This window comes from Flexivirga sp. G2 (assembly GCF_055397625.1).
In genome coordinates this window covers 3833489-3858252 of record NZ_AP039675.1, presented here as the reverse complement: position 1 = coordinate 3858252, position 24764 = coordinate 3833489, and the positions used below count along the sequence as shown (strand labels likewise).

24 protein-coding genes are annotated in these 24764 nt (G+C 68.2%); 15 read left to right on the top strand and 9 right to left on the bottom strand.

Annotated features, from left to right (window positions below; genetic code table 11):
- Positions 1-47 precede the first annotated feature (47 nt).
- From ACZ50J_RS18640 to ACZ50J_RS18625, 4 genes are all read right to left on the bottom strand, one after another.
- Complete coding sequence (locus ACZ50J_RS18640) at positions 48-1001, bottom strand: NUDIX hydrolase (protein ID WP_464298652.1); 954 nt, start codon at positions 999-1001, stop codon at positions 48-50.
- A complete protein-coding gene (locus ACZ50J_RS18635; RefSeq protein ID WP_464298651.1) occupies positions 998-3286 on the bottom strand; it encodes an RNA degradosome polyphosphate kinase in 2289 nt (762 codons plus the stop codon). The genes ACZ50J_RS18640 and ACZ50J_RS18635 overlap by 4 nt, the downstream gene beginning before the upstream one ends.
- A gap of 196 nt (positions 3287-3482) precedes the next feature.
- Complete coding sequence (gene mshD / locus ACZ50J_RS18630) at positions 3483-4322, bottom strand: mycothiol synthase (protein WP_464298650.1); 840 nt, start codon at positions 4320-4322, stop codon at positions 3483-3485.
- 47 nt (positions 4323-4369) lie between these two features.
- Positions 4370-5080 carry a response regulator transcription factor gene (locus ACZ50J_RS18625; protein ID WP_464298649.1) on the bottom strand — a complete coding sequence of 237 codons (711 nt, stop codon included), beginning with the start codon at positions 5078-5080 and terminating at the stop codon, positions 4370-4372.
- A 141-nt stretch (positions 5081-5221) separates the two neighbouring features.
- On the opposite strand from ACZ50J_RS18625, the gene ACZ50J_RS18620 reads away from it, so the two are divergent.
- Together ACZ50J_RS18620 and ACZ50J_RS18615 are read left to right on the top strand one after the other, a co-directional pair.
- The gene (locus ACZ50J_RS18620; protein ID WP_464298648.1) at positions 5222-5461 is read left to right on the top strand and encodes a MoaD/ThiS family protein; all 240 of its coding nucleotides are present in this window, start codon (positions 5222-5224) and stop codon (positions 5459-5461) included.
- 16 nt (positions 5462-5477) lie between these two features.
- A complete protein-coding gene (locus ACZ50J_RS18615) occupies positions 5478-6257 on the top strand; it encodes a hypothetical protein (RefSeq protein WP_464298647.1) in 780 nt (259 codons plus the stop codon).
- A 31-nt stretch (positions 6258-6288) separates the two neighbouring features.
- Here the strand turns inward: ACZ50J_RS18615 and ACZ50J_RS18610 are convergent, their stop codons facing one another.
- The gene (locus tag ACZ50J_RS18610) at positions 6289-6816 is read right to left on the bottom strand and encodes a heme-binding beta-barrel domain-containing protein (RefSeq protein WP_464298646.1); all 528 of its coding nucleotides are present in this window, start codon (positions 6814-6816) and stop codon (positions 6289-6291) included.
- 27 nt (positions 6817-6843) lie between these two features.
- Positions 6844-8025 (bottom strand): LCP family protein, encoded by a 1182-nt coding sequence (locus ACZ50J_RS18605; protein WP_464298645.1) that lies wholly within the window; start codon positions 8023-8025, stop codon positions 6844-6846.
- Positions 8026-8090: 65 nt separating this feature from the next.
- On the opposite strand from ACZ50J_RS18605, the gene ygfZ reads away from it, so the two are divergent.
- The 8 genes from ygfZ (at position 8091) to ACZ50J_RS18565 (ending at position 14881) form a co-directional block, all read left to right on the top strand.
- On the top strand, positions 8091-9137 hold the full coding sequence (gene ygfZ / locus ACZ50J_RS18600) for a CAF17-like 4Fe-4S cluster assembly/insertion protein YgfZ (protein WP_464298644.1): 1047 nt from the start codon (positions 8091-8093) through the stop codon (positions 9135-9137).
- Between the two features lie 68 nt (positions 9138-9205).
- On the top strand, positions 9206-9550 hold the full coding sequence (locus ACZ50J_RS18595; protein WP_464298643.1) for a helix-turn-helix domain-containing protein: 345 nt from the start codon (positions 9206-9208) through the stop codon (positions 9548-9550).
- A 79-nt stretch (positions 9551-9629) separates the two neighbouring features.
- Positions 9630-10373, top strand: a complete 744-nt coding sequence (locus ACZ50J_RS18590; protein ID WP_464298642.1) for a hypothetical protein — start codon at positions 9630-9632, stop codon at positions 10371-10373.
- Between the two features lie 126 nt (positions 10374-10499).
- Positions 10500-11471: an asparaginase gene (locus tag ACZ50J_RS18585; RefSeq protein ID WP_464298641.1), complete on the top strand. Its 972-nt coding sequence runs from the start codon at positions 10500-10502 to the stop codon at positions 11469-11471.
- A 40-nt stretch (positions 11472-11511) separates the two neighbouring features.
- Entirely contained in the window at positions 11512-11850 is a 339-nt protein-coding gene (locus ACZ50J_RS18580; protein WP_464298640.1) for a DUF2516 family protein, read from the top strand.
- Positions 11851-11881: 31 nt separating this feature from the next.
- Complete coding sequence (manA, locus tag ACZ50J_RS18575; protein ID WP_464298639.1) at positions 11882-13033, top strand: mannose-6-phosphate isomerase, class I; 1152 nt, start codon at positions 11882-11884, stop codon at positions 13031-13033.
- Positions 13034-13156: 123 nt separating this feature from the next.
- Positions 13157-13993 carry a CHAP domain-containing protein gene (locus tag ACZ50J_RS18570; protein WP_464298638.1) on the top strand — a complete coding sequence of 279 codons (837 nt, stop codon included), beginning with the start codon at positions 13157-13159 and terminating at the stop codon, positions 13991-13993.
- Positions 13994-14068: 75 nt separating this feature from the next.
- Positions 14069-14881, top strand: coding sequence for a peptidase inhibitor family I36 protein (locus ACZ50J_RS18565; RefSeq protein ID WP_464298637.1), 813 nt, complete (start codon positions 14069-14071; stop codon positions 14879-14881).
- Between the two features lie 170 nt (positions 14882-15051).
- Here ACZ50J_RS18565 and ACZ50J_RS18560 read toward each other — a convergent pair whose 3' ends face one another.
- Positions 15052-18180, bottom strand: a complete 3129-nt coding sequence (locus ACZ50J_RS18560) for an AfsR/SARP family transcriptional regulator (protein ID WP_464298636.1) — start codon at positions 18178-18180, stop codon at positions 15052-15054.
- Between the two features lie 123 nt (positions 18181-18303).
- Here ACZ50J_RS18560 and mshA point away from each other — a divergent pair, with 123 nt between their 5' ends.
- The 3 genes from mshA (at position 18304) to ACZ50J_RS18545 (ending at position 20930) form a co-directional block, all read left to right on the top strand.
- Complete coding sequence (gene mshA / locus ACZ50J_RS18555; RefSeq protein ID WP_464301370.1) at positions 18304-19581, top strand: D-inositol-3-phosphate glycosyltransferase; 1278 nt, start codon at positions 18304-18306, stop codon at positions 19579-19581.
- 86 nt (positions 19582-19667) lie between these two features.
- Positions 19668-20177 carry a type III secretion system chaperone family protein gene (locus tag ACZ50J_RS18550; protein ID WP_464298635.1) on the top strand — a complete coding sequence of 170 codons (510 nt, stop codon included), beginning with the start codon at positions 19668-19670 and terminating at the stop codon, positions 20175-20177.
- 9 nt (positions 20178-20186) lie between these two features.
- A complete protein-coding gene (locus tag ACZ50J_RS18545; RefSeq protein ID WP_464298634.1) occupies positions 20187-20930 on the top strand; it encodes a phosphoglyceromutase in 744 nt (247 codons plus the stop codon).
- A 238-nt stretch (positions 20931-21168) separates the two neighbouring features.
- On the opposite strand, the gene phoU is transcribed toward ACZ50J_RS18545, so the two are convergent.
- Positions 21169-21831 carry a phosphate signaling complex protein PhoU gene (gene phoU / locus ACZ50J_RS18540; protein ID WP_464298633.1) on the bottom strand — a complete coding sequence of 221 codons (663 nt, stop codon included), beginning with the start codon at positions 21829-21831 and terminating at the stop codon, positions 21169-21171.
- Positions 21832-22192: 361 nt separating this feature from the next.
- Between phoU and ACZ50J_RS18535 the strand changes: the two genes are divergently transcribed.
- Both ACZ50J_RS18535 and ACZ50J_RS18530 read left to right on the top strand, forming a co-directional pair.
- A complete protein-coding gene (locus ACZ50J_RS18535) occupies positions 22193-23365 on the top strand; it encodes a sensor histidine kinase (RefSeq protein ID WP_464298632.1) in 1173 nt (390 codons plus the stop codon).
- On the top strand, positions 23362-24048 hold the full coding sequence (locus tag ACZ50J_RS18530) for a winged helix-turn-helix domain-containing protein (RefSeq protein ID WP_464298631.1): 687 nt from the start codon (positions 23362-23364) through the stop codon (positions 24046-24048). Before ACZ50J_RS18535 ends, ACZ50J_RS18530 begins: the two co-directional genes overlap by 4 nt.
- 93 nt (positions 24049-24141) lie before the next feature.
- Here the strand turns inward: ACZ50J_RS18530 and ACZ50J_RS18525 are convergent, their stop codons facing one another.
- On the bottom strand, positions 24142-24702 hold the full coding sequence (locus ACZ50J_RS18525; RefSeq protein ID WP_464298630.1) for a hypothetical protein: 561 nt from the start codon (positions 24700-24702) through the stop codon (positions 24142-24144).
- Positions 24703-24764: the final 62 nt, after the last annotated feature.

Genomic DNA, 24764 nt, shown 5'->3' with positions numbered 1-24764 from the left:
TCGCGACGCCTTGATGAGAGTCCGGCGGGTGAATGGTCAGCGAACGGTCAGGATGGCGTATGGCGCTCGACGCTCATGACACGCGCAGAGTCTCCGCTGCCGCTGACCTGGCAGACCAGCGCCTCGCCCTTCGCCATACCGTCCTCGGCGGCGACCGCGAGGATCTCGTGCACCTCGCTGTCCGGTTCGGTCGTGTCGCGCAGGTGTTCCAGGACCGTCGGCAGCACCGGTCGGTGGGTGCACAGGGCGGCCGGCTCGGCGCGCGCCAGCAGTCGCTCGACGTTCCGGACGGACCGCCCCGGGTCCCGCTCGAAGGTCTCCTCGGACAGTCCGGACTTGGTGCGCAGGGCGATGCCCGCAGCGGCGGCATACGGCTCGACGGTGGTGAGGCAGCGCGTGGACGGTGAGGTGATCACGCGCTCGATGCCGTATGCCGCGAGGATCGGCACCAGCGCGCGCGCCTGGTCGCGTCCGTTGCGGTCCAGTGGTCGCAGCGGATCCGGCTCGTCCCACAGCTTGCGCGGGACCGAGTCGGCGTGCCGGACCACCACGAGCGGCCAGGTCTGCAGGGTGCCGGCGCGGTCGGCGTCGACCACGGCCTGCAGTTGCTGCGCGTCCCGCTCGTAGCTGAGTCGCCGCTGCGCCTTCTCGGGGGTGAGCCAGGCGACCTGGTCGATCTCGTTCTCCAGCGAACCGTCACCCGCCATGACCTCGGCTGCCCAGTAGCGGATCTCCTTGAGGGAGCCGCGCGGCATTGTGTAGACGGAGCGAGGCAGCGGTATGCCGAGCCGAGGCCGAAAACCGGTCTCTTCCAACACTTCTCGGGCGGCTGCTTCGACCCAGGTCTCACCCGGATCGAGCTTGCCCTTGGCCCACGACCAGTCGTCATACTTCGGCCGGTGCACGAGGGCGACCTGCAGCTTGTCGTTCCTGCGGCGCCACAGCAGGGCGCCTGCGGCGGCGACCGTGCCGGTTCGCAGCGTGGTCGTGCGAGCCGTCACCGGCGGCGGGCCTTGCGCTTGCGCTTCGCGTAGGTCGCGACCAGGTCGGACTGCAGGTCGCGCAACGGGTTGCCCTCCGCGTCGAGGTGATGTCGCTCCCACCGGGCGTCGCCGTGCAGGTGCCAGGAGGAGGTCTCGTCCGACATACCTTCGTCGAGCAGGGCGGCGAGCGTCTCGATGTGCTTGGGATCGGTGATGCGGACCAGAGCCTCGACGCGGCGGTCGAGGTTGCGGTGCATCATGTCGGCGCTGCCGATGTAGACGATGTCCTCCTCGGGGCCGTCGGCGCCCTCGGGCGCTTCGATGACGAACCGGAACACCCGCGAGTGCTCCAGGAACCGGCCGAGGATCGACCGGACCCGGATGTTCTCCGACAGTCCCTCCACGCCCGGCTTCAACGAGCAGATGCCGCGGACCCAGATGTCCACCGCGACGCCGGCCATCGAGGCGCGGTAGCAGGCGTCGATGATCTCCTCGTCGACGAGCGAATTGACCTTGATCTGCAGGCGAGCGCGCTTGCCGTCGCGGGCGGCCTCGGTCACCCGCTGGATCTTCTCCAGCAAGCCGGTGCGGACTGAACGCGGTGCGACGAGGAGGCGCTTGAACTTGCTGCGCGGCGCCATACCCGAGAGCTGGTTGAACAGCCGGGACAGGTCTTCGCCGACCTCGCGGTCACAGGTGAGCAGGCCCAGATCTTCATACAGGCGAGCGGTTTTCGGGTTGTAGTTGCCAGTGCCGACGTGCGCGTAGCGCTGCATCTCGCCGTTCTCCTCGCGCACCACCAGGCAGAGTTTGGCGTGCGTCTTGAGGCCGACCATGCCGTAGACGACGTGCACCCCGGCGCGCTCCAGCTTGCGCGCCCAGGTGATGTTGTTCTCCTCGTCGAACCGGGCCTTGATCTCGACCACGGCCAGCACCTGCTTGCCGGCCTCGGCGGCGTCGATCAACGAGTCGATGATCGGCGAGTCACCGCTGGTGCGGTAGAGCGTCTGCTTGATCGCCAACACATGCGGGTCGTTCGCGGCCTGCTCGATGAAGGCGACGACGGACGTGGAGAACGAGTCGTAGGGGTGATGCAGGAGTATGTCGCCCGAGCGCATCGCGGCCATCACGTCGGACTGGGCGGACCGCTCGACGGGAGCCAGGTCGGGGTGCGGCTTGGCGAGGAACGGCGGCCAGCGCAACTCCGAACGGTCAAGATCCGCAAGGGTGTTCAGCCCTCGCAGGTCCAGCGGCTCGGGCAGCCGGTAGACCTCGTCGTCGCGGACGCCGAGCTCACGAACCAGCAGGTCCATGACGTGGTCGTCCATTTCGTCGGCGACCTCGAGCCGGACCGGCGGGCCGAAGCGGCGCCGGGTGAGCTCCTTCTCCAGTGCGGTCAAAAGGTTCTCGGCGTCGTCCTCCTCGACCTCGAGGTCCTCGTTGCGGGTGACGCGGAAGGTGAAGTGCTCGCGTACTTCCATGCCGGGGAAGAGGTACTGCAGATGCTCGGCCATGACGTCCTCGATGGCGACGAACCGTGCGTCATACAGCTTGTCCTCGTCCTCGCCGGGCGGCAGTGCCATCAGCCGCGGCAGCAGCGGCGGGACCTTCACCCGGGCGAAGTGCTCGCGGTCGGTCTTGGGGTTGATCAGCACCACGGCGAGGTTGAGCGACAGACCGGAGATGTAGGGGAAGGGGTGGGCCGGGTCGACCGCCAGCGGGGTCAGCACGGGGTAGACCTGGTTGCGGAACAGCTTGTTGAGGTGCGCGCGGTCGGCGTCGGTCCAGTCGTTCGGACGGACGATGCGGATGCCGACGTCCGCCAGGGCGGGGCGGATGTGCCGCTGGAACATCTTGGCGTGCACCTGCATCAGCTCGTGCGCGGCGTTGCTGATCTCGTCGAGCACCTCGCGTGGCTCCAGGCCGGAGGCGGATCGCACGGCGAGCCCGGTGGCGATGCGCCGCTTCAGACCGGCGACACGGACCATGAAGAACTCGTCCAGGTTGCTGGCGAAGATCGCCAGGAAGCGGGCGCGCTCCAGCAGCGGGACCAACGGGTCGCCGGCCAACTGCAGCACCCGCTCGTTGAACTGCAACCAGGAGATCTCTCGGTCCAGGAAGCGGTCGTCCGGCAACTCCTCGTCGACGGGCGCGTCGAGTTCGGGCGCAACTCGGATGAATCGGCCGTTCTCACCGCGCGAGCGCTGGGCCGCGCGGGACTGCAGGCGCACCAGCGACGCGTCGCTCGCGGTCGTCTGGGTCGCCGGGTCCTCGGCGGGGTTGGTCGTCGGCTCGGAGTCCATGCGCACATCTTCCCAAATACGCACGAACCCCGCACCAACTGAGGCCGTGTGGTCACCCTGTTGGCGTCGGCTACGCCGCCGTGCCGGTCTCACTCCGTTCGCTCCGCTGGCGCTCCGCTCTCTGCATAGGCCCGGCCCGACGACGCACCCGACGCCCGTTGGACCTCACCCGATCGTCGAAGCGGCCTTGAGCGAGTCAGCCCTCCACGGCATACATGACATCGACCCCGGTGCGCTCGAACCCCAGTCGCCGATACGTCGCCACAGCCGAGTCGTTGTCGCCCTCGACATACAGGTCGATGTGCCGAACACCGCGCGACCGCAGGTGATCCAGCCCGAGCGCGGTGATGAGTTTGCCGAGCCCGTGTCCCTGGTGGCCGGGGTCGACGGCCACGACATACACCTCACCGGAGTCCGGCTCGGTCGGCTCGACCTTGGTCCAGTGCGAGGCCGCGAGTTCCCCACTGGCGTCATCGAATACGAGGATCAGCCCCGCCGGGTCCCACCACGGTTCGGCCATCCGCTCGTCGAGATCCTGCCGGGTCATCTTGCCCTGTTCGGGGTGGTAGTCGAAGGCGCGCCGGTTCAGATTCAGCCACGCTTCCTCGTCGCCCTCCTGGAACGAGCGAACGCTGAATCCTGCTGGCACAACGGGGATTTCAATCGCCGGCGACGCATCGACGAACCTTCCCATCTGCCACAGGTTGCGCACCACGGTCAGCTCCGCAGCAGCTGCCACCGCCTGCGCACCGGGCAGGTCGCCGTGCGCCCAGAACCGCGCGCCGGGCCGTTGGGCCAGGACCTCCTGCACGATCTTCGAGCCGAAACCGTGCCGGCGACTGTCCGGGTCGACGACGAGTTCGACGGCGCCGTCGTCGGCGACATACGCCCCTGCTTTCACCACCTCGTCGGAGGAAATGACGTGCTGCGGTTCGGTATGCCGCAACGCCAGTCGCGTCTGTTCCGAGAAGGGATCGACCTCGTCGTATGACGCGGCGCGATCCGCGATGGCCAGAAGTTCCGCTGCGGCAGTCACCCGACCATCGTGCCGCACGTGCAGGCCGATCGATGGCTCGGGCAGATCTAGTCCACGAGTGTCGGATCGGACTCCGGCTGCAGCGAGCCGGCGGCACCGACGAAGCGGTAGCCGACGTTCCGGATGGTCCCGATGAGTGACTCGTGCTCCGGGCCGAGCTTCGCGCGCAGCCGCCGGATGTGCACGTCGACGGTGCGCGTACCGCCGAAATAGTCGTAACCCCAGACCTCTTGGAGCAGTTGCGCCCGGGTGAACACACGACCCTGATGGGCGGCCAAGTGCTTCAGCAGCTCGAATTCCTTGTAGGTCAGGTCGAGCGGTTGGCCGTGGATCTTGGCGGCATACGACTCCTCGTCGACGACCAGTCCGCCGGCGGTGATGCGGGCCGGCACCTCGTCCTGTTCCTCGGTCACCTTGCTGATCGCGAAGCGCAACCGCGCCTCGACCTCGGCCGGCCCGGCGCTGTCCAGGATCACGTCATCGATCTGCCACTCGCCGGTGAGTGCCGCCATACCGCCCTCGGTGAAGATCGCCAGTAGGGGAGCGGACAGCCCGCTTGTGCGCAGCACGCGGCTCAGGCCGCGCGCGCCGGCCAGGTCACGACGCGCATCGAGCAGCACGAGATCGCACTCGGGCGGCTCCACCAGTGCCTGCGGCTGAGGCGACAGAATGCGCACACGGTGGCTCAACAACCCCAGCGCCGGCAGCACCTCGACGCTCGCGCCGGGCGCGTCGGTCAGGAGCAACAGGCGGGCCATACCTTGCAAGAATACTGGGCAACAGGCCGCGAACCCGCTCGAACGGCGCCGCGGTGACCAGCGACACACGGCTGAGGCTCGTCCTGCGTCGGGTGTCCGCACCAACAATGTCACGACGGCAGTCGTGGTCCGGAGGAACGAATGCACGAGGTGACGGTCCGCTACTGGGCGGGCGCGCAGGCCGCCGCAGGCACCCACGAGGAGCGACTGGCGGCGGCCGATCTCGGCCAGTTGCTTGACGTGGCGCTGCAGGCTCACCCCGGCCTCGCGCCGGTCCTCGAGGTCGCGTCATTCCTGCTCGACGGGCGCCGCATCGACGGCGCGACCGCGCTGCCCGCGGACTCCGTTGTCGAGGTACTTCCGCCATTCGCCGGTGGGTGATGGGAGGATGCCGGTCGTGCCAGGAGCCAGACTGACCGAAACATCCACATCCCGCATCACCATGAGTCCGCTCGCGCTGATCGGTGGTGTCGTGACGGCCGCCCTCGTGATCCTGGGTGCGTATGCCGGGCACGACGTCACGGCATACGCCGTGCTCGCGGCCGGGCTCGCGCTCGCCTGGGGCTGGCCGTTGCTGCTCGAGTTGCCGCATCCGACCGGCATCAGCCTCGTCCTGGCCGCAGGCGCTCTCGGTATGGCGGGAGTCGTCGTCTTCTCCGGCTCTGACGACGGAATGCAGGATCTGAGCGTCGTGCTGGCCGTCGGACTCGTCCTGGCGTTCCTGCATCAACTGGTCCGCACGGACGGCCGCGAGGCGCTGGTCGTGTCGTTGGCGAGCTGCTGCCTCGGGCTGGCGGTGTTGGCGAGTGGGATGTTCTGCGCGGGAGCTGCGCCGTACGACCAGGGTGACGCGGCCGTGGCGGTCGCGGTCGGCGCCGCAGCGCTCGGCCTGCTGGTCGACACGGTGGTGCCGGCTCGGCACGCGGCTGAGTGGTCGTTGCCGGCCAGTGTCCTGATCGGTGTCCTGCTCGGCCTGATCGTCGGGTTGACCGAGGACAACGCCCTCAATTTCCTGCTGCTGACCGGCCTGCTGGCCGGATTCGTCGGTGCGGCACTACGGCGCGTGCTGCGACAGCTCGACACCGTGGAGCCCGCCGGCCGGCTCACCTACGGCATCGCCGCCGTGCTCAGCACCGGCGTCCTCGCCTACGCCGCGCAGTGGCTGATCAATCGCTGAGGCTCCGGCTCCGCGGCCGCCCGCTTGTCGGTCACACCTGTTGGTCTGAGCCGTCGCCCGTTCGCGCTGCGCGGGTCAGTTGCGCGGAGGCGTAGGACTGCAGGGGCTGGCCGAGGGCCGCCATGTCCATCGCCCACATCAGCCCGCCCTGCACGTAGCCGTAGAGGCGATGCGCCGCGGAGTACTCCCGCGCGTCCGGGCTGCGCAGGACGCCGTCGGTGCGCAGCTCGGCCTTGGCCGGTTCGGTCTTGCCGTAGTAGAGCTCGGTCACACCGGTCGGGTGTGACAGCAACAGCTCGACCTCGCCCTCGGGCAGCGGGCGCCAGAAGCCGAGCTCGGTCTCGAACGGCTCGCCGCGGCTGCCGTCCTCATCGAGCACCCAGCTGCGGGTCTCCCAGCGCAGGAACGGTCGGCCGTCGTGCGTGCAGCTGATCTCCTGCGCGAACTTCACCTCGGGCAGCTCCGGGTAACCGGCGACCCCGGTGCCCTCCCACTGGCCGAGCAGCCAGGCGAGCGGCGCGAGGTCGGGATGCATGGACGTGTCGAGTTCGATGGGCACGATCCGATCGTAACGATGTCGGTGGACCTACTGGATGCTGTTCTTGCCGAACGAGTAGTCCGCCATCTTGTCGTGGTAAAGCGCCTGGCCGAGCTTCTTCATCTGCGGCTGGTTCACGACGTCGATCGACCCGGCGACCGGATCGTTCGCGAACCCGGTGAACGGCGCGGTGTAGTAGGTGATGTCGCCGGAGCGCAGGTTCCGCATGTCCAGCGCGAGGCTGCGTATGTCGCCGGCGGACGTGTCGGCGTCGACCTCGGTGTACTTCGTCAGGTCCTTCACGGTGTTGGTCAGCTTCACCGGGTTGAGCAGGGTGCCCGCGGTCAGCGTCTTGTGCACGACGGCGCTGATCCAGGCCTGCTGGTTGCGGCCGCGGTCGATGTCGCCCTCGGCGAGTTGGTGGCGCTCACGCACGAACCCGAGCGCCTGATCGCCGTTCATCGTGTTGTAGCCCTTGTGGAAGGTGCCGTAGCCCTTCTCATCGAACGCCTGCGCCACATAGACGTTCACGCCGCCCAGGTCGTCGGTCAGGTCGGCGAAGCCCTTGAAGTCGATGATCGCGTAGCGGTTGATCACGATGCCGCCGAGCATCTGCGACAGCGTCTGGGCCAGCAGCCCCGGCCCGCCATACGCGAAAGCGGCGTTGATCTTGTTCTTGCCGTGGCCCGGGATCGACACGTAGAGATCGCGGGGGAAGTGGATGATCTGCACGGACTTGTGGCCCGCGCTGATGTGCACCAGCTGTATGACGTCAGCGCGTGCGTTGGCCCGGACGTCCTTGACGGTGCCCGACCGCGTGTCGCTGCCCAGCAACAGGATGTTCTGCGAATTCCCTGCATCCTCAGCAGGTTTCACCGTCGAGCTGGGCAGCGCCTTGCCGTGGGTGATGTTCGAGCTGAGCACGTGGTTGAGGTAAAGCGCGAACCCCACGAACGCCAGCACGATGACCAGGACCATCGACAGCAGCGTCAACAGCGTGACCTTCAGCCAGCCGGCCTTCTTCTTGGCGCGGCGACGGCCACGGCGGGTCGGTGTTGCGGCGTATCCGTCGCGAGGCTCCTCGAAGTCGTCTGCGCCATCCCCTTCCGGCTCCGTAGCGACGCTGGTGTCACTCGTCGCACGTGCCGAGGACGAATCCGCCTGTTGGAAGGACGAATGCTCGTCGTGGTCGTTGCCGGGCAGCTCGCCGTCACGGTCGTCCCCACTCATGGGCGGAAGTCTATGGTCCGGCCCGGCCGATTCGACGCCGTTTCCGAGCGACGTACGCTGGAACCGTGACGACGGCAGCTGTGCAGAGCCCCTTACTGGCACACCCAGGTGCGGTCCCGGCCGACGGACTCGACGCCGGCGTGGCCGCGCACTACGGAGATCCGCTGCGCGAGCAACGGCTGCTCGAGCAGGGTCTGGCCGTGGTCGACCTGTCGCATCGCGGTGTCGTCACGGTGACCGGCCCGGACCGGCTCAGCTGGTTGCACTCGATGACGACGCAGGCGCTCACCGGCCTGGCGCCATACACCTCGACGGAGTCGCTGGTGCTCAGCCCGCACGGCCACATCGAGCACGACCTGCACCTCGTCGACGACGGTGAGACCACCTGGATCACTGTCGAGCCGGGCACTGCGCCGGCGCTGGTCGAGTGGCTGAACTCCATGCGCTTCATGCTCCGTGTCGAGGTCGCCGACGTCACCGATGCGTATGCCGTGCTCGGCGAGACCATCGATGCCGAGTCGCTGCCGGCCGAGCGCGAGAGTCGTGGCGTCATCGCCTGGCGGGACAGCTGGCCGTCGATGGGCGCGGACACGGCGTCATACAGCGCGGCCGAGCCGCACCCGGCGACCGGCCGGGCATGGCGCGAGCTGCTCGTGCCGCGCGAGCGGCTGGTCGAGGAGGTCGGTGACCGGCAACTCGCCGGGATCTGGGCCGCCGAGGCCGAGCGGGTCAGTGCCTGGCGCCCGCGCGTCGGCAAGGAGACCGACCACCGCACGATCCCGCACGAGCTGGACTGGCTGCGCACCGCTGTTCATCTGCACAAGGGCTGCTACCGCGGACAGGAGACGATCGCGCGAGTGCACAACCTCGGCAAGCCACCGCGTCGGCTGGTCTTCCTGCACCTCGACGGCTCGGGGCACGTGCTGCCCGACGAGGGTGCCGAGTTGGCCAAGGTCCCCGGCGAGCGGCCGGTCGGCCGCATCACCACGGTCGCGCGGCACGCCGACGACGGCCCGATCGCGTTGGCCGTCGTGAAGCGGAACACCCCTCTCGACATACAGCTGTATGCCGGGGAGATCGCCGCTGCGCAAACGGAGATCGTCGGCGCGTAGCGCCGTGTGACGGGCTTCACGCTTGCCCGGGCTTGCATTTTGCTAACTGTAGTTAGCATACTGGGGACATGAGCCCGAACCCGGTGACCGACCTCGGCACCTACCTCAAGGAGCAGCGCCAGCAGGCGCAGCTTTCCTTGCGGCAGGTCGCCGACCGCGCCGGGATCTCCAACCCGTACCTGTCGCAGATCGAGCGCGGCCTGAAGCGACCGAGCGCAGAGATCCTGCAGGCGATCGCCAAGGGCCTGGCCATCTCGGCCGAGCAGATCTACGTCCACGCGGGCATCCTCGACGCAGTGCCCGAGGGTGAGACCCCGATCGACACGCGACAAGTCATCAAGAACGATCCGCGGCTCACCGACAAACAGCGCAAGGCGTTGATCGACGTCTACGACTCGTACGTCGGCGACTGATCACTCACCAAGTAACCCACCAAGACCCGCGGCGTTCCGAACGTCGTGCCACCGAACCCCGAAAGAAAGGGAGCAGATCATGCCCTCCAAGAGCACCTTCGAGTCCCCGTTCTACGCACTGATCGGCGCGGCCGACGCCGCCGTCGAGACCGTTCGCAACTCCGTCGACACCGCCACCGAGAGCGCCCTGTCGCTGCGTGACGAGCTCACCCCGGAGAACGTCCAGGAGCGAATCCTGAACACCGTCAACGACGTTCGCGACCAGATCTTCGCCCTCCCGTCGCTGGCCACCGAGCGCTACGAGCTCGTCGCCGGCAACGTCGAGCGCGCCTACGACGACTTCGCCAAGAGCTACCTCGACTTCGCCCAGCGCGGCGCCGAGGTCACCCGCGAGGCCACCGAGCAGGGCCGCGCCGTCGTGACCGCCGCTCGTGCGAACGCCTCCGAGACCGGTGACAGCACGCTGGCCGCCGTCTTCGGTGTCCGCAAGGAAGCCGCCAAGGGCGTCGAGCGTCTGGCCGGCCTGGTGGGCCGAAACGCCACCGCTGTCGAGGCCGAGGCCGAGACCGTCGTGCGCAGCAACGCCGCCAAGCAGGGTGCCGCGAAGCGTCCGAGCCGCAGCTCGGTCGCCAAGAAGGCCACCGCCACGAAGACGACCGCGAAGAAGCCGGTTGCGAAGAAGGCCCCGGCCAAGAAGACCGCCGCCAAGAAGGCGCCGGCCAAGAAGGCCACCACCGCGAAGAAGACCGCGCCGGCGAAGACCACCGCCGCCGTTCCGACCCTCCCGGTCGACGCCAAGGTCGAGGCCGCTGACAACGCCTGAGAGGGTCAACTGCCACTGATCTGGCACTGACCACGACGAGCCCCGCACGCCATCCGGTGCGCGGGGCTCGTCCCGTTCGCCGACCCTGCGGACACTGCGCCGCCATACGCCTCTATCGTCGGCGTCGTGGCTTCCTCTCTCAGCGCACTGTCCGACGCACCCGTTCTGGCCCACGTCGAGCGCGGTGGTTTCATCGAGTCCGTCCACCGCGGCATCGCCGTGATCACGACACCGGACGGTGCGATCGAGTTCGCCGTCGGCGACGCGACCGCACCGTGTTTCCCGCGGTCGTCCAACAAGCCGATGCAGACGCTGGCCATGCTGCGCAGCGGTCTGCAGCTCGCGGATCCCAGGCTCGTCGCGCTCGCCAGCGCCAGTCACTCCGGTGAGGACTTCCACCTCGCGGGCGTGCGCCAGATCCTCGACGCCGCCGGCCTGAGCGAGGCCGACCTGCAGAACACGCCCGACCTGCCGTACGACGAGCAGACCCGCAACGACTGGCTGCGTGCCGGTAACGGTCCCACCTCGATCACCCAGAACTGCTCGGGCAAGCACGCCGGGATGCTGGCCACCTGTGTGGCCAACGACTGGGACACGAGCACCTACCGCGACCCGCAGCACCCGCTGCAGCAGGCGATGGTGGAGACCATCGGCGACCTCGCGCACGAGCAGATCTCCGCGGTCGCCACCGACGGCTGCGGCGCGCCGGTGATGGCGATCTCGCCGGCCGGACTCGCGCGGGCGTTCGGCGCGCTCGCCGCCGCCGAAGCGGGCAGCCACGAGGCGACGGTGCGGGACGGCATCCGTTCACACCCCGAGTACCTCGGCGGCACCCGTCGCGACGTGACCGCGCTGATCCGGGGCGTCGACGGCCTGATCGCCAAGGACGGTGCCGAGGCGGTGTATGCCGTGGGACTGCCTGATGGCCGCGGGCTGGCGGTGAAGATCGCCGACGGCGGCCAGCGTGCCCGGCCGGTGGTGATGGCGGCACTGCTGCGGCGCGCCGGAGTCGACGGTCCCGCGGTCGACGAGCTGGGTCGCGCCGACGTCCTCGGGCACGGCGAACCCGTGGGTGCAATCACCGCCGTAGGTCTCTGACCACACGGAACACACACGATCGCCGGGTTAGGCTGGCGACATGGGAAGTCTGATCCACCTGCAGCAGACAGTCGGTCTGGTGCTCGGCGTCGTGCTCTTCGCGATGCAGTTGTTCGCGTTCATCGACTGCCTCCGGCATCGGTCCGACGCGTTCACCGCCGCCGGGAAGCTGAGCAAACCGGCCTGGCTGGCCATCACCGGTGGCGCCTGCTTGTTGGGCTTCCTGACCATCCAGTCGCCGGTCAACATCATCGGGATCGCTGCCGTCGTGGCGGCCGGGGTCTACCTCGCCGACGTGCGCCCCGCACTGCAGCACGTCGTCGGCAATGCCGGCCGCAATGCCCGCCGCAACAACGACGGCCCCTACGGCCCTTGGTGAAAGGCCCCCGACGATGCTCGAGGAGACGAGCGTGACGTCGCAGCGGGTGAGCGGCAAGCTGCGGCCGCAGATCAAGGCCTACGCATGGGGGTCACGCACCGTGCTCGCCGAGCTGACCGGGCGACCCTCACCGGCCGAGCAGCCCGAGGCGGAGCTCTGGATGGGCGCCCACGAGGCTGCTCCGTCCGGGATCGGCGACACCACCCTCGACGAACTCGTCGCGCGGGACCCGGTGGCCGCACTCGGGCATCGGGTGGCCGAGCACTTCGGTGGCCGGTTCCCGTTCCTGCTCAAGATCCTCGCCCCACAGAGCGTGCTGTCGATCCAGGTGCATCCCAACGCCGAGCAGGCCCTGGCCGCCGCACCGGGGACCTACATCGACCGGTGGCCCAAGCCGGAATCCCTGGTGGCCGTCACCGAGTTCGAGATCTTCGCCGGCCTGCGTTCGTATGACGACATCCGCCGGGTCACCACCTCGTTGGGCGTGCCGGAGTTGTCGGCGAAGGTCGCCGAGGTCGCCCACCTGTCGGAGCCGGTCACGAACCTGCTGATCAATCTGCTCCGCGCGCCGGCCGACGAGCAGGACGTCCTGGTGCGGGCGGTGGTCGCGGCCTGCGGGCGGAATCTCACCGGTTCGGACACGGCGGCGTTCGAGGCGGTGCTGCGCGCGGCCGACCAGTTCCCCGGCGACATCGGGGCCGTCGTGCTGTTGCTGATGGTGCACCGCATTCTCGAGCCGGGCGACTACATCTTCGTGCCGGCCGGGGTCCTGCACGCCTATGTCCGTGGCACCTGTGTGGAGCTGCTGGCCAACTCCGACAACATCGTGCGCGCCGGCCTCACCTCGAAGCCGCTCAACATTGACGAGCTGCTGCGCATCGTGGACACCGACCGCGAGATGATCCCGGAACACCCCACCCCGGGGCGGGTGCACTCCTTCCCGGTCGAGGTCCCGCATTTCCAACTGCACGTCGTCGAGCCCGGTGAGGGCGCCATACAACTGCCGGGCGAAGCCCGTCCCCGGATCGCGTTGGCACTGCACGGATCGGTCGTGATCCGTTGTGGGGACAGCGATTTCGAGCTCGCGCCGGGGGAGTCCTGCTTCCTCGGCGCGCACCAGTGCGCCGCGACCGTGTCCGGATCCGGCACCGTCTACCTCGCGACATCGGGTATGGCGAACTGACCACGCTGCGCTCGCTGCGAACCGGCCGCAGCGGTTTCGCAGCGCCCCTGAGCACAGTGATCCCTGTTCCGCTCGTCCAGCGAAGTCAGGGAGATGGTCACGATGGTCAGCACGGGTTCTCGGATGAACCGCACCGCAGCTCTGGTCGGTGTGTCAGCAATGGTCGCGGGTGCGGCCTTCACGATGGCGATGCCTGCCGCGCATGCGGCGACGGCGCGTAACGGGGTGTGTGAGTCGGGTGAGTTCTGCCTGTATTACAACTCCGGTGAGGCTGGTTCGGTGTCGGACTTCAGTGCGTCGGTGTCGGATTACGGTGCGTCGCAGCCGAGTTGTTATGACTTCAAGGGTGCGGGTGCCGGTAAGGGCCTGTGTGTGAAGAATCAGGCTGCGTCGGTGTGGAACCGTACGTCGAAGACGGTGTACGTCTATTACAACAGTGGGTATGCCGGGACGAAGCAGGCGATTGCTGCTGGTGCGAAGGCGAATCTGAACTCCGCGTTGAAGAACAACAACGCGGGTCACCACATCGGCGCGATCTCCGGCGGCACTGCGCAGACCCCGGTCAACGACTACCCCTACAAGACGAAGTCGCCCAGCGGTGTCGACCCGTGGAACTTCTACTACCGGGAGTGCACCTCCTTCGCGGCGTACCGCGTCAACAGCCGCGATCACGTGAAGTTCAGCAACTCCTACAAGGGCCAGCACTGGGGCAATGCCGGGCACTGGTACACCGCGGCGAAGGCCGCCGGTCTCTCGGTGAACCGGACCCCTCAGGTGGGTGCGATCGCGGTCAACACGGTCCACAAGGTCGGGCACGTCGCCTACATCAACAAGGTCTACTCGAACGGCTCGTTCGACGTCGAGGAATACAACTGGGGCATCGTCCACGGCTACACCACTCGCCACATCACGGCGCTGAACAGCGCTGACGGCGGCTTCCAGTACGCGATCCACTTCTGAGCCGACACGGATTGACAGGGGCGAAACGTCATGGAAATCAAGGGTTTTCGGAGCACTCGACGCAGGGCGGCCACCGTGGCGCTCGCGGGTGCAGTCGTCGCAGCGGGCTCCGGCGCGCTGTTCGCGGCACCGGCGCATGCGGCGACGGCGCGTAACGGGGTGTGTGAGTCGGGTGAGTTCTGCCTGTATTACAACTCCGGTGAGGCTGGTTCGGTGTCGGACTTCAGTGCGTCGGTGTCGGATTACGGTGCGTCGCAGCCGAGTTGTTATGACTTCAAGGGTGCGGGTGCCGGTAAGGGCCTGTGTGTGAAGAATCAGGCTGCGTCGGTGTGGAACCGTACGTCGAAGACGGTGTACGTCTATTACAACAGTGGGTATGCCGGGACGAAGCAGGCGATTGCTGCTGGTGCGAAGGCGAATCTGAACTCCGCGTTGAAGAACAACAACGCGGGTCACCACATCGGCGCAACCTCCTCCTCCGGCGGGGTCACCGGCGCGACGGTGATCTCCCGGGCCAAGGTCTGGGTGGCGGCCGGCGTTCCCTACAGCCAGACGCACACCTATCAGGGCTACCGCGAGGACTGCTCCGGCTACGTGTCGATGGCGTGGGGCCTGGCGAAGCCGGGTACGACGACGAACGTGATGCCGAAGTACGGCAGTTACATCAGCAAGTCGGCGCTCAAGACCGGTGACGTGCTGCTGAACTCCAACGCCGGCAGCCAGGGCCACGTGGTCATCTTCGAGAAGTGGGCCAACTCGGCGCACACGTCCTACTGGGCTTACGAGGAGAGCGGCAGCCACGGCGCCGTGCACCGGGTGAACCCGTATCCCTACTACTCCGGCTACGGGACGTTCAAGCCGTTCCACTACAGCAAGCTGGCGTCGTAACGCAGGACAACCCGACACATCCGTCGGGTGCAAGCCCGGATGGCGCGATCTCGCAGTGATCGCGTGCATTCGGTCCGGTAAGGCGCCGGCGGTCGTCGCAGTCGACCGCCGGCGCCCTCAGGTAATTCGTTGGGGTTGAAGATGATTCGCGAGTGCGACCACTGGTCCGATCAGAGCGTCGCCGGGTCGGCGACGTCCGCGACCTCCCGACCGAACGCCTTGTCGAACTCCTCGCGAGCCGCGAGATCGGCCGACGCCCGAGCAGCACGTTCCTGGCGGCGGAGTTCGCCGGCAGCGGCGTGCTGGCCCTGTTTGGCCAGCACCACCGACAGATCGTGCATCGCGGCCGCGACGCTGAGCGGCCGATCGAGAGCGGTGCACTCCTCGATGCTCTCCCGCAACTCGTCCTCCGCCTCGTCGAGCCGGCCGAGCGCGGCGAGTGCTCGGGCCTTGGTGCGTCGGGCTCGCGCGGCCAGGAACAGGTCCTTCGAGTCGACCGCCCGGCGCCATACGATCTCCGACTCGCGCAGCGCGTCCTCGTCCCGGCCGAGCTGATAACTCATCTCGGAGCGGGCGTCCAGGGCGTACGACAGCAGGTGCTGCTCGCCGAGATCCTGCAGCAGCGTGGTCACTTCGCTGAGCAGCACGTTGACGGAGCCGAGGTGATGCTGTCGCCACGTGACCCGCGCGAGCTCGATCGTCGCCGCGGCGTACGCGATCCGGTCGCCGTCGGTGGCGAGCAGCTCGCGGGCGCGCATCAACTCGTGGTCGGCCGCCTCGAGTTCGTCGTAGTCGTTGTGCAGCACCCCGCGCACCGTGCTCGCCCATCCGGCGTATGTCGGGTCGCTGGCACCGGAGAGCAGTCCCTCGGCGCGCGCCAGGGCCGCCTCGACCGCCTGACGCCGACCGAGCGAGAGCGCCGCCTGCGCCGTCACGATGTCGGCTGCTGCGGCGGCGCGATTCGCACCCAGCAGCGTCAAGGCCTTGCGGGCACCGCTGGCTGCGGTCAGTGCCTCACGGGACTCCGACCGCAGGTCCTGCCGGTGCCAGGCCTCGGCAAGCTGCAGCATGGCACGACCGAGTTGCTGGTCCGACGATGCGGAGTCCAGTCGCCGGCGAATGGTGGAGGCGACGCCGAGCCAACTGCCGTGCCCGGCGAAGGTGTGCTGCGCATTGGCCGACGCGACCAGCAGTCGCCAGGACAGCTCCGGCGCCGAATCCACCACGATCTCGGCGATGGTCAGCATCGCCCGGCCGTCCGCCCGGAAGAAGGCCCGGGCGACGGCGACGTCCGCGCAGTGCGGGATCGGCGATTCGTCGTCGGGCATGGGTGGGGCAGCGGGTACGAATCTGCGGTGGAACGAACCGTGGAAGCTGCTGGCCCTGCGCAGCAGTTCACGCCCGAGGTCGGTGATCGCGGTCTGCAGGGCGTCGTCGTCGATCGGGTGCTGCGCCCGCGCGAACTGCGCGACCAGGCTGTGCAACCGGTAGATCGTGCTCTCGTTGTCGCGTTCGACCGGTTCGATCAGGTTGGTGGCCAACAGCATCTCGACCAGGTCGTCACCGTCGTCCTCGTCGTGCAGCATCGTCCCGGGCATCCACCCGCTGATGCCGCTCAGCGGCAGGTGCGCGATGAGCGCGATCGCGCGCTGCTCGTCCTCGGTGCGGCGTTCCCAGACCAATTGCACGCTCTTGCGCAGGCCGTCCAGGGCGTCACGGCCGCCGGCGGACGAGGAGAGCAGCCGCTGCGCCATCGGACCGAACTGCCGGTCGGGTCGATGCGCAAGTCGTCCGGCGACGAGTCGGATGGCGAGCGGCAGACGCCCGGTGGCGGTCAGCAGGGCAGTTGCGCCGTCGCTGTCCGCAGTGACTCGTTCGTTGCCGATCAACGCGCACAGCAGCTCCCGAGCATCGTCGATCTGCAATGACCGCAGGCGGATTGACGACCAGTCCTCGACATGGGTGTCGATCCCCCGCGAGGTCACGATCGCCAGCGAACCGGCCGACACCGGCAGCAGCTGCTCGAGCGCTTCGGCGACCGAGGGTGTGATCTCCGGCAGGTTGTCGACCACGATCAGTACCCGGCGCTCCTCGAGGATCGACCGGAACAGCCCGGTGCGCGCGGCGGCATCCTCGGGTATGGCGCGAGTGCGGACGCCGAGCAGGCGAAGGAACGAGCCGAGGATGCCCGTGACGTCCAGCCCTTCGGTGTTGCCGAGATCGGCATACAGGGTGCCGTCGGGGAAGTCGTCCTGCACCTCACGTGCGGCACGAATGATCAGTGCGCTCTTGCCGACACCGGTCAGTCCGGTGACGGTGACCACGACGGCCTCGGTGGCTGCTCGAGCGGCGGCCTGTCGGATGTGGTCGGTCTCGTCCTCGCGGCCGACGAAGTGCGACGGGTCGCGGGGGAGGGTCCGTGGCACGGGGAGTTGCGAGATGCCGGCGCTGAGTGACATCGGCGCCGGGACCGGCGCGGGTGTGGGTGGCGCGGTCGGCGGCGCCTCCGGGAGCGCTTCGTGCGGCTCGGCGTCGACGGTCGCTGTGTCGGCGGAGTCCTCCGGCGCTCCGGTGCCCGTGAGCACGTCCTGGTGGGCTGCCCGCAGCACCTCCGAGGGTGCAACGCCCAGCTCCTGGTCCAACCGGCGATAGATGTCCCGGTAGACGCGCAGGGCCTCCTCCTGGCGGCCCGCGCGGGCGAGCACCCGCATCAGCTGTGCGGCGAACGCCTCATGGAACGGCTGTTCCTGGACCAGTGCGGTCAATCGCGTTGTCAGGCCTCGTAATTCGCCGAGTTCCAGTGCGAGTTCGTTGCACTCCTCGATCACCGTGAGGCGTTCGCCGTTCAAGGTCTCCTGCGCGAGGTGCACCTCGTCGGTCAGGGGGATGTTCTGCAAGGGCGGCCCACTGAACAACTCGATCGCCGAGCTCAGCCGCCCCCATCGTTCGGCGGAGTCGCCACCGTCGGCGATCAGCTCGCGCCACTCGTCGCAGTCGGAGCGGACGCCGTCGGCGAGCCGGTAGCCGGTTTTCGTCGTCTCGATGAGTGAACGCTCCCGGCCCTTGCGGCGCAGCCCGGACACCAGCGCCTGCACCCGGTTTCGGGCCGAGGAGGGTGGGTCGTCGCCCCAGATCCAGGGCACGAGAGACTCCGCCGAAACGGATCCGCCGTCCGGGCACATGGCCACCCGGGCGAGCAGGGATCGTTCCAGCTGGCTCAACGGCAACGGTGTGGAGTCGCAAAGCAGCTCCACATGACCCAGGGCCCGAAGACGGGCGCAGTCCCCTGGAGTACGCATGCTTCTCACGGTAATGCGACGAAATGAACCGACGGAGGTTCCGTTACCGGCGGATTTGCCCGGTGGGACACTGGAGCGGTGACGACACCTTCCCAGCAGCCGTGTCCGGTGCGCCGGGTCGCGATGATCAGCGTGCACACCTCACCGCTGGACCAGCCTGGGACCGGCGATGCGGGCGGTCTGAACGTCTACGTCGTGGAGACCGCGAAGCGACTGGGGCGGCAAGGGATCGCGGTGGAGATATTCACGCGACGGACATCTGCGGCGCTCGCCGAGACGGTCCAATTGGCACCCGGCGTGCTGGTGCGGCACATCGACGCGGGCCCCTACGAGGGTCTGGCCAAGGACGACCTGCCCGGACAGCTCTGCGCCTTCGCCGCAGGGGTGATGCGCCACGTCGCACGCAGCCCGGAGGGCCACTACGACCTGGTGCACTCCCACTACTGGCTCAGCGGCCAGGTCGGCTGGCTCGCTGCCGACCGGTGGGACGTCCCGCTGGTGCACACGATGCACACGATGGCGCGTGTCAAGAACGCCTCGCTCGCGCAGGACGACCGACCGGAACCGAGTGGTCGCGAGATCGGTGAGGAGCAGGTCGTGCGGGCGGCGAGCCTGCTCGTGGCGAACACTCCCCGTGAGGCGCACGAGCTCGTCGAGCTGTATGACGCCGACCCCGACCTGGTCGAGATCGTCTCTCCCGGAGTCGATCTCGAGACATTCACGCCTGCCGACGCGGCCGAGGCCCGCGCCGCGGTCTGTCTGCCGGACGATGCACAGGTCGTGCTGTTCGTCGGCCGGATCCAGCCGTTGAAGGCGCCCGACGTCCTGTTGCGTGCGATCGCGAAACTGCTCGAGCGCGATCCGACGCGACGGGAGAAGCTGGTCGTGGCGGTGCTGGGCGGACCGAGCGGCACCGGCCTGGACAAGCCTCGCGGCCTGCAGCAACTGGCGCGCGATCTCGGCATCGCCGACGTCGTGCAGTTCGTCCCGCCGGTCAGCCGGGCCGGTCTCGCGCAGTGGTATCGCGCGGCGGATGTGCTTGCGGTTCCTTCGTATTCGGAGTCCTTCGGCCTCGTCGCGCTGGAGGCCGAGGCCTGCGGGACCCCGGTCGTCGCGGCCGACGTCGGCGGGCTGCCGGATGCCATCGGCGATGCCGGACGGCTGGTGAGCGGTCATGACCCTGACGCCTGGGCGACCGCGCTGGGCGACCTGTTGGACGACGACGCGACCCGGGAAGAACTCTCCCGCAGAGCGATCGACCACGCCGCTCACTTCAGCTGGGACGCCACCAGCGATCGGTTGTTGCAGGTCTACCGGCGGGCCTGTCGGTCGGCGGTCGAGGAGACCCCGGACCTGTCCAGGCTCGACTTCGCCGGCGTCCCGACCGCACCGATCCCGTGACCCCACCACGCCGGTCGAGTGGCGTATGGGGGAGCGAAGCAGAGGAATGCGCGTATGGAGACCACCATCCGAGGAGAGGCCGGTAGATGACCGACATCCAGCAGACCGTCGAGCAGTATCTGACCGACGCCGAGATCGACTGGGAGCTCGGAGCGCGGGAGGGCGAGTTCGTCGTCACCCTGCCGGGCGAGCGCAAGCTGAAGACGGTCGTTTCCCTGCTCACTGGTGAAAGTGCCCTGACCGCAACGGCTTTCGTCATACGGCATCCGGACGAGAATCACGCGCAGTTCTATCAGTACCTGCTGCGGCGCAACCTGCGCCGCCCCGGCATCGCCTACGCGACCGACCAGCACGGTGACGTCTTCGTGGTGTCGCGCACCCCGCTGGCCGCGGTGGACGCGGCATACCTCGACACACTCTTCGGCATCGTGCTCGAGGCGGCCGACGAGATCTTCAACGAGTTGCTGGTGATCGGTTTCCGCACCTCGATGCAGAAGGAATGGGACTGGCGAGTGAGTCGCGGCGAGTCGACCCGCAACCTCGAGGCGTTCCGCCACCTGCTGGACGACGACAAGTCCGAGGACTCGGCCTCCTAGGATGAGCGCATGACCTACACCCTTGTGCTGCTTCGTCATGGCGAGTCCGAGTGGAACGCCAAGAACCTCTTCACCGGCTGGGTCGATGTCCCGCTGAGCGACAAGGGATGCCAGGAGGCCGTGCACGGTGGTGAGTTGCTGGCGTCCTCCGGGCTGCTCCCCGACGTGGTGCACACCTCGCTGCTGCGGCGCGCGATCTCGACCGCCGCGCTCGCGCTGGACACCGCCGATCGGCACTGGATCCCGGTGCGTCGCAGCTGGCGGCTGAACGAGCGCCACTACGGCGCGCTGCAGGGCAAGGACAAGAAGGCCACGCTGGCGGAGTTCGGCGAGGAGCAGTTCATGACCTGGCGTCGGTCCTTCGACGTGCCACCGCCGCCGATCGAGGCGGGCAGCGAGTTCAGTCAGGATGCCGACCCGCGGTATGCCGACCTGGGCGACGAACTGCCGGCGACCGAGTGCCTCAAGGACGTCATCGCACGCTTCGTGCCCTACTGGGAGCAGTCGATCGTCCCGGACCTGCAGGACGGCAGGACGGTGCTCGTCGCCGCCCACGGCAACTCGCTGCGCGCCCTGGTGAAGCACCTGGACGGCATCAGTGACGACGACATCGTCGGCCTGAACATCCCGACCGGCCAGCCGCTGGTCTACCGGCTGGACGAGAACCTCAAGCCCACCGTGGCGGGTGGCGAATACCTCGACCCGGTGGCTGCCAAGGCAGCCGCCGAAGCGGTGGCGAATCAGGGCCGCTGACCTCCCGGCGACGTAATCGCTACTGTCGTCGGTTACTCGCCCGGAACGGCGGTTTCGGGCGACACAGTGGCGACAGTCGTCAGTTACTCGCGGGACGGGGAGTCCGCGGCGACAGGCAAGATCGGGCGACCGCACGACAAGCGGACACCTGCGAAACGACGACCATAACTGAGAGAGGCTGTCCGCGAGCTCGCTCGCGGACAGCCTCTCTCAGTTATGCGAGGAGTAGAGCAAGAAGCTACTGCAGGCCCTCGTCCTCGGTGCCGTAACGGCCGGTGACCAGGTAGACGATGCGGTTCGCGACGGCGACCGCGTGGTCGCCGAACCGCTCGTAGTAGCGGCTGATCAGCGTCGTGTCGACGGCGGCCTCGGTGCCGTGCGCCCAGCTCTGGTCGAGCAGCTCGCCGAAGATCTTCCGGTGCAGCTCGTCCATGCGGTCGTCGATCGACTGGATCTCGATCGCACCGTGAATGTCCTTGTCCGCGATGGCGTTTCCGGTCGCGGTGACGAGCTGATCCGCGGTCTCGGCCATCTGCCGGATCGTGTCGTGCAACTGGTCGGGCACGGCGCAGTCGGGGTAGCGACGGCGTGCTGCCTTGGCGATGTGCCGTGCCAGGTCACCCATCCGCTCGATGTCGCTGGACATGTGCATGGCGGTGACGACCATCCGCAGGTCGGTGGCGACCGGCTGCTGACGGGCCAGCAGGTCGACCGCTCGGTCGTCCACTTCCCGCCGCAGCGAGTCGATGTCGTCGTCGGCGGCGATCACGCTCTCGGCGGTGGTCAGGTCGGTCTCCAGCAGAGCCGTGGTGGCTCGCCGCATCGCGGCACCGACCATGTTGGTCATCTCGACGAGGTCGTCGGAGACCTTGTCGAGGTCGTCGTGGAAAGCGTCGCGCATCTGAACTTCGATCCTTCGTGGGTGGGGCGTCGGATGGTGGCGTCGGGTGGGCACCGGTCGGCGCTGCACAGCTAGTGAACCAGACGAGCGCACCGGCGCGCAGGGCGTCATACGGGCGCGCCTCGCCTGCGGTAGGTCCGTCCATGGTGGACCTTCGCAGGGACCGGTGAACACGGCGGGACCCACGGATGAACGATCGGTACACACCCGGTATACGGCGCCTCTCAGGTGAAAACGTGGTGTCGCGGGTGCGTACATTGGTCGCCGTGAGACGTGTTCTGTGCCGGCGAGAGCGTCAGCAAGCTGCCGCCATGGCATTGCAGCTCGAGCTCCCTGTGCCTGGTCAGAAGAAAGTTCCTTGATGGTCGCAATTGTCGCCGCCGTGGTGGCGTTGATCGCCGGCGTCGCCGTCGGTTGGCTGCTGCGCAGCCGCGGAGCCGACTCCGGGACCGCTGCGGACCCACCGGCCTCGCCGTTGGCTCCCGCGGCGAGTGATGTCCTCGACGCGTTGAGTTCGGTGATCATCGTCGTGGACCCCTCCGACAAGGTGGTGCGGTCGAGTCCGAGCGCCGGTGCGCTCGGGCTGGTGCGGCACACCGAGCTGTCGCACACTCGGCTGCTCGACCTGGTGCGCGAGGTACGCCGCGACGGCGGCGTCCGGGAAGTCGAGCTCGAAGTGGCCCGAGGGCCGCTCGGACGTGCGGTGCTGACACTGGACGTCCGGGTCGCCCGCCTGCGCGCGCAGCATGTGTTGCTGCTCATCGAGGACCGCACCCACGCGCGACGGGTCGAGGAGATCCGGCGCGACTTCGTCGTCAATGTCTCGCACGAGCTGAAGACGCCGGTGAGTGGTCTGACCCTGCTGGCCGAGGCGATGGACGAGGCTCGGGACGACGGCGAGGCGGTGCACCGGTTCGCCGCGCGGATGCGCATCGAGACGACCCGGCTGGCCCGATTGGTGCAGGAGATCGTGGACCTCTCCCGACTCCAGGTCGCCGACGCACTCGACGAGCCGGTGCTGGTCGACGTTCGCTCCTGTGCGCGCGAGGCGGTCGGGCACCTGCAGTTGCTGGCCGCCGACAAACGGATCACCATCTCGACCGCGATGGGCGACCCGGCGGTCCCTGCCGAGGTGTATGGCGACGCCAACCTGATCACGACGGCGTTGCGCAACCTGGTGGAGAACGCCGTCAACTACTCCGGTGAGGACACCCGGGTCAGCGTGACGGTCCAGCCGGCCAGCGACTTCGTGTCGGTGGTGGTCAAGGACCAGGGGACCGGCATACCGCCCGGTGAGATCGATCGCATCTTCGAGCGGTTCTACCGCGTCGATGCCGCGCGTTCGCGGCGCACCGGTGGCACCGGGCTCGGCCTGGCCATCGTCAAGCACGTGACCTCGAACCACGGCGGGGAGGTCACCGTCTGGTCCGAACCCGGCCAGGGCTCGACCTTCACCGTCCGACTCCCGGCGGCTCGTCCTGAGTCATCGGACAACACCGTCATACCTGGAACTACACGGAAGGTCAGCACATGACGCGCATCCTCGTGGTCGAGGACGAAGTTTCCATCTCCGACCCGCTCACCTACCTGCTCGGGAAGGAGGGTTACGAAGTCGCGCTGGCCGAGACCGGTCCGGACGCTCTCCTGGAATTCGACCGCAGCGGCGCCGACCTGGTGCTGTTGGACCTCATGCTCCCGGGCATGTCCGGCGTCGACGTGTGCCGCGTGCTGCGGCAGAAGTCGAACGTGCCGATCATCATGCTCACGGCCAAGGACGACGAAGTGGACAAGGTCGTCGGCCTCGAGCTGGGTGCGGACGACTACATCACCAAGCCGTACTCGTCCCGTGAACTGCTCGCCCGGCTCAAGGCCGTGCTCCGTCGCGGCCAGGACGCCGGCGACGAACTGCTGCCGGCGACCCTGGAGGGCGGACCGGTACGGATGGATGTCGAGCGGCACACGGTCGTCGTCGCGGGCGAGTCGATCTCGTTGCCACTGAAGGAGTTCGAGCTGCTGGAGCTGCTGCTGCGCAACACTGGCCGGGTGCTCACCCGGTCGCAGTTGATCGACCGGATCTGGGGCAGCGACTACGTCGGCGACACCAAGACGCTGGACGTGCACATCAAGCGACTGCGAGCCAAGATCGAGACCGATCCCGGCAATCCGCAGCACATCCAGACCGTGCGCGGGCTGGGCTACAAGTTCGACACCGCCTGACCCGGGCGGGATACGCGAAGGCCGCTGACGGTATGCCGTCAGCGGCCTTTCGTGTGCTGCACGTCTACCCCTCGCGGGTGAGAGCGCGCCGGATCAGGCCGGCGGCTCCTCCGTCTCGGTGTTCGGGGGCGGCGTGAAGGTCGGGTGGTCGGGCGAGGCCGAGCCGTAGGGGTACTGGTCGAGCAGGATCGGCACCTGGACGTCGGTGGCGCCGGTCTGCGACGTGGTGAAGGTGACCTTCTGCGAGTTGCCGGGAGCGGCGGCGACAGAGGGCACCGAGACCGGCGAGACGGTCGACTTGGAGTCGGGCGTCTGCTGGCCGTCGAGTCGGACCGCGGTCTCGGCGGGCACGGTGATCGTGGTCGCCTGCTTGCCGGCCGTGACGGTGAGCTTGATGGCCGACTGGCCGTTGTTGACGGCGACGCCGTGCATCGAACCGGTGTCGCCCTTGGCGCCGGCCACGATCAGGACGTTCTGCAGCTCCAGGGAGCCCATCGTCGTGTTGGTCCCGTCGGACGCCTCGTAGCTCTTGGTCGTCTGCGCGGGCGAGAGGTACATGCACCCGCTCAGCGTCGTTGCAGCCGCCGCAAGGGTCACTGCACCGAGGGCCGGCCGAGACACCGAGTTCAAGGGGGAAGGCAGTCGTCGCGTCACACGCGGAAGCCTAGCGGTCCCGCATCGGCGGTTTCGACCGGGCACGCGGCGGCGGGCGCCAT